At 74.8% G+C, this 6,208-nt stretch carries 6 protein-coding genes; all 6 read left to right on the top strand.

The genetic code is table 11. The features are described from left to right. A partial coding sequence (locus tag DVA66_RS15755) for a cytochrome c oxidase assembly protein (RefSeq protein ID WP_157974049.1) occupies positions 1-1,819 on the top strand: 1,819 nt, incomplete at its 5' end. Then, entirely contained in the window at positions 1,816-4,080 is a 2,265-nt protein-coding gene (locus DVA66_RS15750; RefSeq protein WP_269801633.1) for a heavy metal translocating P-type ATPase, read from the top strand. The genes DVA66_RS15755 and DVA66_RS15750, both read left to right, overlap by 4 nt. Positions 4,081-4,103: 23 nt before the next feature. Continuing rightward, on the top strand, positions 4,104-4,325 hold the full coding sequence (locus DVA66_RS15745) for a hypothetical protein (RefSeq protein ID WP_157974048.1): 222 nt from the start codon (positions 4,104-4,106) through the stop codon (positions 4,323-4,325). Beyond that, positions 4,322-5,068 carry a tRNA (guanosine(46)-N7)-methyltransferase TrmB gene (gene trmB / locus DVA66_RS15740; protein ID WP_114560933.1) on the top strand — a complete coding sequence of 249 codons (747 nt, stop codon included), beginning with the start codon at positions 4,322-4,324 and terminating at the stop codon, positions 5,066-5,068. Before DVA66_RS15745 ends, trmB begins: the two co-directional genes overlap by 4 nt. After that, positions 5,065-5,934, top strand: a complete 870-nt coding sequence (truA, locus tag DVA66_RS15735; RefSeq protein ID WP_114560932.1) for a tRNA pseudouridine(38-40) synthase TruA — start codon at positions 5,065-5,067, stop codon at positions 5,932-5,934. Before trmB ends, truA begins: the two co-directional genes overlap by 4 nt. Next, a partial coding sequence (locus DVA66_RS15730; protein WP_157974047.1) for a methyltransferase occupies positions 5,931-6,208 on the top strand: 278 nt, incomplete at its 3' end. The genes truA and DVA66_RS15730, both read left to right, overlap by 4 nt.

Below are 6,208 nucleotides of genomic sequence, written 5' to 3'. Positions count from 1 at the left end.
CGCGGTCGGCACCGTCGCCGCGTTCGCCCGGGTCGCGCTGACCCGGCGCCGCCGCGGCCGCGGCCCGCAGCGGCTGGACGAGACCGCGCTCGACCAGCTCGCGGTGGCCCGGCACTGGGCCCTCGGCTGGTGCGCCGCCGCCCTCGCGCTGGTGCCCTTCGACGCCGCCGACACCAGCGGCATCGCCGTCGGCGTGGCCGTGGCGAACCTGCGCGACTTCCTGCTCGCCACCCAGACCACGCAGGCCTGGCTGCTCACCGCCGTGGTGGCCTTCGTGCTGGCCGCGGTGGTGCCCTTCGTGCGCACCTGGCGGACCAGCGTGCTGCTGCTGGCGGTGGCGGTGCTGGTGCACCTGCCGCCGGTGGTGACCGCCCAGGTCTCGGTGGGCGCCGACCACGACCTCGCCTCCGACGCCGCCATCCTCGCCACCCCGCTGCTGGCGCTCGCCACCGGCGCCGCGGTGGCGCTGACCGGCCGGGACCGGCTGCGCGGCGACCTGCTGCGGCGCTACCACCGGGTGCTCGGCGTGACTCTGCTGGTGGCGCTGCCGGCACGCGTCCTGGTTGGGTGGTTCGAGCTGGCCGGTGAGCCGTGGCTGGCGCCGGGCTACGGGCTGTCGGTGGTGGTCGCGGTGGCGCTGCTGGTGCTGCTGGCCGGGTCCTGGGGCGTCCGGGCAGTGGCCCTTCGACGCGATGGACTGACTGCGGCACGGCTGACCACCGTCGTCGACGCGGTGCTGCTGCTGCTCGTGGCCGGCACGACGGTGGTGCAGTCGCAGCTCGTGCCGCCGCGGTTCCGGGTGCCGCAGACCCCGCAGCAGAACTTCCTCGGCTACGAGGTGCCCGACGCGCCGTCCTTCCTCGCCCTGGTCCAGCCCGGCCGGGTCAACCTGCTGCTGCTGGTGGTCAGCCTGGTGATGATCGGGCTCTACCTGCTCGGCGTCCACCGGCTGCGCCGGCGCGGGGACGCCTGGCCGCGCGGGCGCACCGTCGCCTGGGTGGCCGGCTGGCTGACCATCGCCTACGTCTCGGTCAGCCAGGTCTGGCAGTACGCCTCCACCAGCTTCGACTGGCACATGGTGGTGCACATGGTCTTCAACATGGGCGCTCCCGCGCTGATGGTGCTGGCCGGTCCGCTCACCCTGCTGCTGCGGGTGCGGGGGGCCGCGCGTCCCGGCCAGCTGCTCTCGCTGCGCGACGCGGTCAACGCCGGGCTCAACGCCCGGGCGCTGCACGTGCTCGGCCACCCGCTGGTGATCTGGGTGCTGTTCGTCGGCTCCTTCTACGCCCTCTACCTCACCGGTCTGTTCGGCACGGTGATGAAGTACCACTGGGCGCACCAGCTGATGAACGTGCACTTCATCGCCGTCGGCTTCCTCTACTACCTGGTGGTCATCGGGGTCGACTCCCCCGGACGCCCGATCCCCCACATCGCCAAGCTCGGCTACATCCTGGCCGCGATGCCGTTCCACGCCTTCTTCGCCGTCGCGGTGCTCAACAGCCAGGTGATCGGCGCCGACTACTACTCCGGGCTCGACCTGCTGTGGCGCCCGGTCAGCGGTGCACCCGGCGGGCCCTCCGCGCTGGCCGACGTCCAGCAGACCGGTGGCCAGCTGGCCTGGGGCATGGGCGAGCTGCCGCTGCTCGGGGTGACCATCGCGCTGCTCTTCCAGTGGTTCCGCTCCGACGAGCGGGCCGCCCGCCGCTTCGACCGGGCCACCAGCGCCGGCCACGACACCTCCCTCGACGCCTACAACGAGATGCTGGCCGAGCTGGCCCGCCGCGAGCGGGAGACCGAGCAGCGGAGCGGACGCCGGTGACCGACACCACGACCCGTCCCCAGACGGCGCTGCCGAGCACCCGCACCCGCGAGTACGACCTGCAGGGCATGACCTGCTCGGCCTGCGCCAACCGGATCGAGCGCAAGCTCAACAAGCTCGAGGGCGTCAGCGCGGTGGTGAACTACGCCACCGAGCGGGCCGTCCTCAGCGGCCCGGCCGACGACCTGGACGAGCGGGTGGTGCAGGCGGTGCGCGCCGCCGGCTACGACGCCACCGTGGTCGACCGCGAGGCGGACCCCGACGACACCTCCCACCCCGACCGGCTGGCGCCGCTGCGCCGCCGGATCGCCCTCGGCGCCGTCACCACGGTGCCGCTGGGCAGCCTGACGATCATCCTGGCCCTGGTGCCGGAGCTGCGCTTCCCCGGCTGGGAGTGGCTGGCCGTGGCGCTGGCCACCCCGACCGTGCTCTGGGGCGCCTGGCCCTTCCACCGGGCGACGCTGCGCAACCTGCGGCACGGCTCGTTCAGCATGGACACCCTGGTCTCGCTCGGGGTGGTCTCGGCCTACCTGTGGTCGGTGCTGGCGATCGTGCTCGGCTCCGACGAGCCCGGCTACTGGCTGGGCTACGGCGTCACTCCGGAGGGGGCTGACGCCATCTACCTGGAGGTGGCGACCGCCGTCACCACCTTCCTGCTCACCGGCCGCTACGTCGAGGCCCGCTCCCGGCGGGCGGCCGGGGACGTGCTCGGCGCGCTCAACCAGCTCGCCGCCACCACCGTGCGGGTGGTCCGCGACGGGGTGGAGCGGGTCGAGCCGGTCTCCGCGCTGGCCCGCGGGGACGAGTTCGCGGTGCGTCCCGGCGAGACGATCGCCGCCGACGGCGTGGTGACCGCCGGCGCCTCGGGGGTGGACACCTCGATGATGACCGGGGAGCCCGCCCCGGCCGAGGTCGCGGTCGGCGACCGGGTGCTCGGCGGCACCATCGCGCTGTCGGGCCGGCTGGTGGTGCGGGCCGAGCGGGTCGGCGCCGGCACCCAGCTGGCGCAGATGGCGACGATGGCCGAGCAGGCCCAGGCCCGCAAGGCCCGGGTGCAGACCCTGGTCGACCGCGTGGTCGCGGTGTTCGTGCCGGTGGCGCTGGGGATCGCCCTGCTCACCCTGGTCGGCTGGCTGCTGGCCGGCGGCGGCGTCCGGGACGCGTTCAACGCCGCCGTGTCGGTGCTCATCATCGCCTGTCCGTGCGCGATGGGTCTGGCCACGCCGACGGCGCTGATGGTCGGCGTCGGCCGGGCCGGGCAGCTCGGCATCGTCATCAAGGGCCCGGCCGCCCTGGAGTCGTCCGGAGCCATCGACACCGTGGTGCTGGACAAGACCGGGACGCTGACCACCGGCGAGATGCAGGTGGTGGACGTCCACGCCTCCGGGTCGGACACCGAGGAGGTGCTGCGGCTCGCCGCCGCGGTGGAGCAGCACTCCGAGCACCCGATCGGACGGGCCGTGGTGCGCCGGTGGGGTGCGGAGCCGCTGCCCGGGGCCGACGACTTCACCGTGCTCGGCGGGCTGGGCGCCCGCGCCCGGGTCGGTGGACGCGACGTGCTGGTCGGCAACCGGGCGCTGATGGAGCGCGAGCAGGTGCCCCTCTCCCCCGCCGACGCCTGGACGGGTGCCGCCGCGGAGGGCGGCCGGACGCTCGTCCTGCTGGCGGTGGACGGGCGGCTGGTCGGCGGGCTCGAGCTGGCCGACACCATCAAGGACTCCGCCGCCGGGGCGGTCGCCAGGCTCAAGGGTCTCGGGCTGCGCACCGTGCTGCTCACCGGGGACGCCCCGGCCGCCGCCGATCAGGTCGGCGCGGCGATCGGCGTCGACGAGGTGGTCGCCGGGGTGCTGCCGACGGAGAAGGTGGCCCACGTCGAGCGGCTGCAGGCCCGGGGCCGCCGGGTGGCGATGGTCGGCGACGGCATCAACGACGCCGCCGCGCTCGCCACCGCCGGGCTCGGGCTCGCGGTGGTGAGCGGTACCGACATCGCGATGAAGTCGGCCGACATGATCCTCGTCCGCCCCTCCCTCGGGGTGGTGCCGGACGCGATCGCGCTGGCCCGGCGGACGCTGGGCACCATCCGCGGCAACCTGGTCTGGGCCTTCGCCTACAACGTGGCCGCCATCCCGCTGGCCGCCCTCGGCCTGCTCAACCCGCTGATCGCCGGTCTGGCGATGAGCCTGTCCTCGCTGTTCGTGGTCGGCAACAGCCTGCGGCTACGGGGCTACGACCCCTCCCGCGCCGGGCTCCGCACCCGCTGACCGTCCCGCGTACCCTGTCCCCCGTGCCAGCCGACCCGCCCGTGCGCCGCGACCTGCGCTCCGCCCTCGCCAAGGAGGGACGGCTCTACCTGCTCGCCCTGGTCTGCGCCGTCCCCGGTGCGCTGGCGGTGTGGTGGACCGACTCGTTCTGGGTCGGCGCCCTGGTCTGCCTGAGCTTCCTCGGCGTGCTCGGCAGCGCGCTGTACGTCTACGAGCGCCGGCGCAAGGAGCGGGACGGCCGATGACCGCGGGTCCCCGCCCCGCCGGCGGCCCGCGTCCGAGCACCGGCCACCGCAGGGGCATCGTCTCCTACGTCCGCCGCACCACCCGGCTCACCGAGACCCAGCAGCACGCCTGGGACCGGTTCGCCGACCGGTGGGTGGTGCCGGTGCCGGAGGGTCCGCGGGAGACCTCGGTCGACCCGTCCGCCGAGCCGTTCGACCTGCCGGCCCTGTTCGGCCGGGAGGCCCCGCTGGCGGTGGAGATCGGCTCGGGCTCGGGTGAGTCGCTGGTGGCGATGGCCGCCGCCCGCCCGGAGCTGGACGTGCTGGCCTTCGAGGTCTACCAGCCGGCGGTGGCCAGCACGCTGAGCCGGATCAACCGGGCCGGGGTGGAGAACGTCCGCGTGGTGATGGCCGATGCCGTGGAGGGGCTGACGCTGCTGCTCGGGCCGGACGCGCTGAGCGAGCTGTGGCTGTTCTTCCCCGACCCCTGGCACAAGCTCAAGCACCGCAAGCGCCGGCTGGTGACCCCCGCGTTCGCCGACCTGGTGGCCTCCCGGATGCGATCGGGCGGGCAGTGGCACCTGGCCACGGACTGGCAGGACTACGCCAACCAGATGCTGCGGGTGCTCACCGAGCACGAGGCGTTCGAGAACCTGCACGAGCAGTGGGCGCCGCGCTGGGAGGCCCGTCCGGTGACGAAGTTCGAGGCCAAGGGCACCGCGGTCGGCCGGACCATCCGCGACCTCACCTTCCGGCGCCGATGACCGCGCCCCCGACGCCGGAGACGCGGCGCCTGCGGATCGACCTCGCCTACGACGGCACCGACTTCACCGGCTGGGCCGTCCAGCCCGGCTACCGCACGGTGCAGGGCGAGCTGGAGCTGTGGCTGACCCGGGTGCTCCGGCTGCCCTACGCCGCCGCCGTCACCTGCGCGGGCCGGACCGACGCCGGCGTGCACGCCCGCCACCAGGTGGCCCACGTCGACCTGCCGGCGGACACCGACCCGGCCCATGTCCTGCACCGGCTCCGTCGCGCGCTGCCGGCCGACGTGTCGGTGCTCGGGGTCGCCCCTGCTCCGCCCGGTTTCCACGCCCGCTTCTCCGCGCTCTGGCGGCGCTACGTGTACCGGATGGTCGACGAGGCGCCCGACCCGCTGCACCGCCGCTTCGTCGCGCCGGTGCGGCACCGGGTCGACGTCGACGCCTTCAACACCGCCGGGGCCACCCTGCTCGGGCTGCGCGACTTCGCCCCGTTCTGCCGGCACAAGGCCGGGGCCACCACCATCCGCACGCTCACCGACGTCGAGGCCCGACGGGTGGACGACCTGCTCGGCACCCGGGTCGAGGTGATGCTGCGGGCCGATGCCTTCTGCCACTCGATGGTGCGCTCCCTGGTGGGTGCGCTGACCGCGGTCGCCACCGGCCAGCGCGACCTGGACTGGCTGGCGATGGTCGCGGCGAGCCCTCGTCGGCACTACCAGGTGCACGTGATGGCGGCCTGCGGGCTCACCCTGGAGGAGGTCCGCTACCCACCCGACGCCGAGGTCGCCGCGCGCGCGGAGGCGTCCCGCCGGATGCGGGCGCGGTCGGAGCTGGGGCTGGAGCTGGACGAGGAGGAGGACGAGGAGTGAGCCACTACTTCGAGACCCCCGAGGGCCCGGAGCGGCGCCGACCGCTGCAGGTCGAGCTGTGGGGGCACCCGCTGACGCTGCAGACCGCCTCCGGGGTGTTCTCCGCCGACCGGGTCGACCTGGCCACCGGCGTCCTGCTGCGCACCCACCGGCCGGCGCCCACGGCCCGCCGGGTGCTCGACCTCGGCTGCGGCTGGGGCGCGATCGCGCTGGCGGTCGCGCTGGTGGCGCCGCGGGCCCGGGTGGACGCCGTCGACGTCAACGACCGCGCGCT

The organism is Desertihabitans aurantiacus, assembly GCF_003344635.1.
In the GTDB taxonomy this organism is placed as follows: Bacteria; Actinomycetota; Actinomycetes; order Propionibacteriales; family Propionibacteriaceae; genus Desertihabitans; species Desertihabitans aurantiacus.
This window is presented reverse-complemented; position numbering and strand designations above follow the sequence as displayed.

What these genes read in the sequence shown, in the direction of transcription:
- trmB (WP_114560933.1), top strand. Translation starts at nt 4,322, where the DNA reads ATGACCGCGGGTCCCCGCCCCGCCGGCGGCCCGCGTCCGAGCACCGGC.
- truA (WP_114560932.1), top strand. Translation starts at nt 5,065, where the DNA reads ATGACCGCGCCCCCGACGCCGGAGACGCGGCGCCTGCGGATCGACCTC.